This is a genomic window from Nonomuraea antimicrobica (genome assembly GCF_039536965.1).
Taxonomy (GTDB): domain Bacteria; phylum Actinomycetota; class Actinomycetes; order Streptosporangiales; family Streptosporangiaceae; genus Nonomuraea; species Nonomuraea antimicrobica.
Map to the genome: position 1 here is coordinate 1 of NZ_BAAAZP010000194.1, position 3,106 is coordinate 3,106.

Annotated in this window: 4 protein-coding genes and 1 pseudogene; all 5 read left to right on the forward strand. The window is 70.8% G+C overall.

Features of this window, described 5'->3' with window-relative positions:
* Positions 1–416: pseudogene (locus ABD844_RS43825) on the forward strand (type IV secretion system protein); the annotation flags it as partial.
* Between the two features lie 3 nt (positions 417–419).
* On the forward strand, positions 420–1,046 hold the full coding sequence (locus ABD844_RS43830) for a hypothetical protein (protein WP_344892706.1): 627 nt from the start codon (positions 420–422) through the stop codon (positions 1,044–1,046).
* Positions 1,043–2,134 carry a C40 family peptidase gene (locus ABD844_RS43835; RefSeq protein WP_344892709.1) on the forward strand — a complete coding sequence of 364 codons (1,092 nt, stop codon included), beginning with the start codon at positions 1,043–1,045 and terminating at the stop codon, positions 2,132–2,134. Before ABD844_RS43830 ends, ABD844_RS43835 begins: the two co-directional genes overlap by 4 nt.
* Before the next feature lie 22 nt (positions 2,135–2,156).
* Positions 2,157–2,552 carry a (deoxy)nucleoside triphosphate pyrophosphohydrolase gene (locus ABD844_RS43840; protein WP_344892712.1) on the forward strand — a complete coding sequence of 132 codons (396 nt, stop codon included), beginning with the start codon at positions 2,157–2,159 and terminating at the stop codon, positions 2,550–2,552.
* 188 nt (positions 2,553–2,740) lie between these two features.
* Positions 2,741–3,106: hypothetical protein (locus tag ABD844_RS43845; protein ID WP_344892715.1), on the forward strand; the 366-nt coding region annotated here is incomplete at its 3' end.

Sequence of the window (3,106 nt, forward strand, 5' to 3'; positions counted from 1 at the left end):
GCTCCGGCGGCTCCGGCGGCTCCGGCGGCGGGTCGCGCTTCGGCGGCGGATCACGGTCGGGCGGCGGCGGTTCGCGCGGCTCGGGCGGGCTGTTCGGTGGATCGAGGGGTGGTTCCGGCGGTGGTTCCGGCGGTGGTTCCGGTGGCGGGTCCGGCGGCGGGTCCCGGTCAGGGGGCGGTTCGCGGTCGGGCGGCGGCGGCGGGCTGTTCGGCGGGTCCTCCGGCTCGGGCGGCGGCCCCAGGTCGGGCGGCGGCACCTCGTCCGGCCCTCGGATCTTCGGCTCCGACGAGCCGTCCTCCCGCTCATCAGAGGCGCCCCCGCTCTGGCTGCGCAGCAGCGGCAACGGCGGCGGCTCCGGGGGTGACAACCCCTCGGTGCCCTTCTGGCTCAAGCCGAACAACTCCGACAAGGACTGAGACATGGCGCAGCCAGGTGACAGGCGAGGGGTGGCCTTCGCCGCCATCGTCGTGGTCATCGCAGCGGTCGGCATCTATCTGACGATGTGGCCGGACTCGCCCGACGAAGACGCGGCCGAGCCGCAACAGGTGGTCGCCACCGGTCCGGCCGTGGTGTCGAGCACGCCGCTGGCGACCGCGAGCGCCGAGCCGTTCGACGTCTACTCGTACCTGCCGATGAAGAAGGAGCAGCTCGCCGCGGCGGCGGACCTGGCCGAGCGGTTCACCGCCGAGTACGGCACCTTCCGCCACGACGAGGACCCGGCCGCCTACGCCCAGCGGCTGAAGGCGTACACCACCCCCGAACTCGGCAACACGCTGGCCAGGACGATGACCTCGGCGGGCACCATCGAGCAGAACCGCAACGACCGACTCGTCTCCACGGCCACGGCCCACCTGAAGGAGATCAGGCAGGTCGAGAAGACCTCCATCGTCTTCGTCGTCACGGGCATCAGACAGATCACCGCCGTCAGCGGCAACAAGCAGGCCACCGAGGAGTACGCCGTGACGGTGAGCGAGTTGGGAACCGACTGGCGAATCTTCGACATCAGGCCGTCCACCGAGGGCCAGGAGGGAGACCCTCCTCAGTGAAACTCCCACGAGCACGTATTGCCCTGCTGATCGGCCTCGCCGGGATGTTGATCCTGGTCGCCGTCATCGTCTCGCCGCTGCTGCTGATGTCGATGCCGTCGTTCCTGAGCAACGGCACCACCGTCGACTGCGACGACTCGGTGCAGGTGGAGGAGGTCTCCGACTCGGGCACGTCCGACATCCCCGCCGAATACCTGGAGCTGTACAAGGAGCACGGCAAGAAGATCGGCGTCCAGTGGAACATCCTGGCGGCGGTGGGCAAGCGTGAGACCAACCACGGCCGTTCCGACCTGCCCGGCGTCAAGAGCGGCACCAACTACGCGGGCGCGGCCGGGCCGATGCAGTTCCTGATCTCGACGTGGGGCGGCAAGGCCAGGATCCCGGTGCCGTCCAAGTTCAACGGGTACGCCTCCGACGGCGACGGCGACGGCGTGGGCGACGTCTACAACCCGGCGGACGCCATCCTGGGCGCGGCCAGGATGCTCAAGCGCAACGGCGCCCCCGAGAACGTCCGGCAGGCCCTGTTCGTCTACAACCGGGCCTGGTGGTACGTCGACCAGGTCGAGGAGATCGCCAGGAAGTACGCCAAGTCCGGCGAGGTCAAGGTGCCCCCGCAGGCGTCGGAGGACTGCGACGAGCCGCTGGTCGAGGCCGCGCCGAACGACCTCGTGGCCAAGATCCTGCAGTACGCGCTGGCGCAGCGCGGCAAGCCGTACGTGTGGGGCGGGACGGGGCCCGACTCGTTCGACTGCTCGGGGGTCATCTACGCGGCCTACCAGGCGGCGGGGCTGTCGATCCCGCGTACGACGTTCCAGCAGTGGCCGTTCGGGGTCAAGGTGTTAGCGGGGCAGGAGCAGCCGGGGGACCTGGTGTTCTTCAACGCCGGTCCGGGCACCTCCGCCAACAACCCCGGCCACGTGGGACTCGTCGTGTCGAAGGGCAAGATGCTGGAGGCCCGGTGCCGGTTGTGCGGTCCCATCAAGGTCACCAGCTACCAGGCGCGCGACAACCAGGTGGGCTTCACCCGTCCCCTGCAGAACCCCGACGTGCTCGAACAGCTCAAGAAGCTGCAGAATCCTTCCCTATGAACGCTATGAGGACGTCCGCCGCATGAACGAGGTCGTGGTGGTGGCCGCGGTGATCGTCGCCCCGGGCGGCCGGGTGCTGGCCGCCCAGCGGGCCGAGCCCCCCGCGCTGGCGGGCGGCTGGGAGTTCCCCGGCGGCAAGGTGGAGCCGGGGGAGGACGAGACGGCGGCGCTCGTCCGGGAGTGCCGTGAGGAGCTGGGCGTCGAGATCGCCGTCGGGGCGCGGGTCGGTGACGACTGGCCGCTGTCGGCGGGCTACGTCATGCGCGTCTGGCTCTGCACCCTCGTCTCCGGCACGCCGCAGGCCAGGGAGCACCTGGCGGTGCGGTGGCTGGGGCCTGGCGAGTACTACGACGTCGAGTGGCTCGGGGCCGACCTGCCGGTCATGAAAACCGTGGAGGGCTTGCTCCCGCCGGACTAGGACGCCGGATACCGCAGGATCGAGCCGCCGATCCACTCCGATCCACCCCCGGTCCACCGGCGGGATTACCCGCTGGAGCAGGATGCGGGGGATTAGCTGCTACCTCTCTGTGACACAATGACTACTAGGAGTGATTTGTCGCGGCGGGGGCTCGCGGTGAGGGCTCGCGGTGGGGGAGATGGGGAGCGATGCGGCGTGGCTGGATCGTCACCGGAGCGCTGATCCTGGCGGCGGTACCGTCCGTGCCGGTGGCAGCGACCGGGGTGTCGCTGGTGCTCGAGCGCGTGAACGGCGCCGACATCGCCGAAGGTGTCGGCAAGTGGGTCAGGACCGGTGACGTGCAGAAGTTCCGGGTGCGGCTCAACGGGATGGCCCGGGGAGCGAAGGTCGCGGTGGCGGCCAGCCCGGTGGAGGCGTTGACGGAGGTGGCCTGCGCGCCGTCGTCCGTCCAGGCCGGGCCTCCTCCCACCCGCCCGGCGACGGGCACGGCGGCGGGTGTGGCGACGGGTGTGGCGACGGGCGCGGTGCCCGATGCCGCGGCCGGCGCGGCCGGC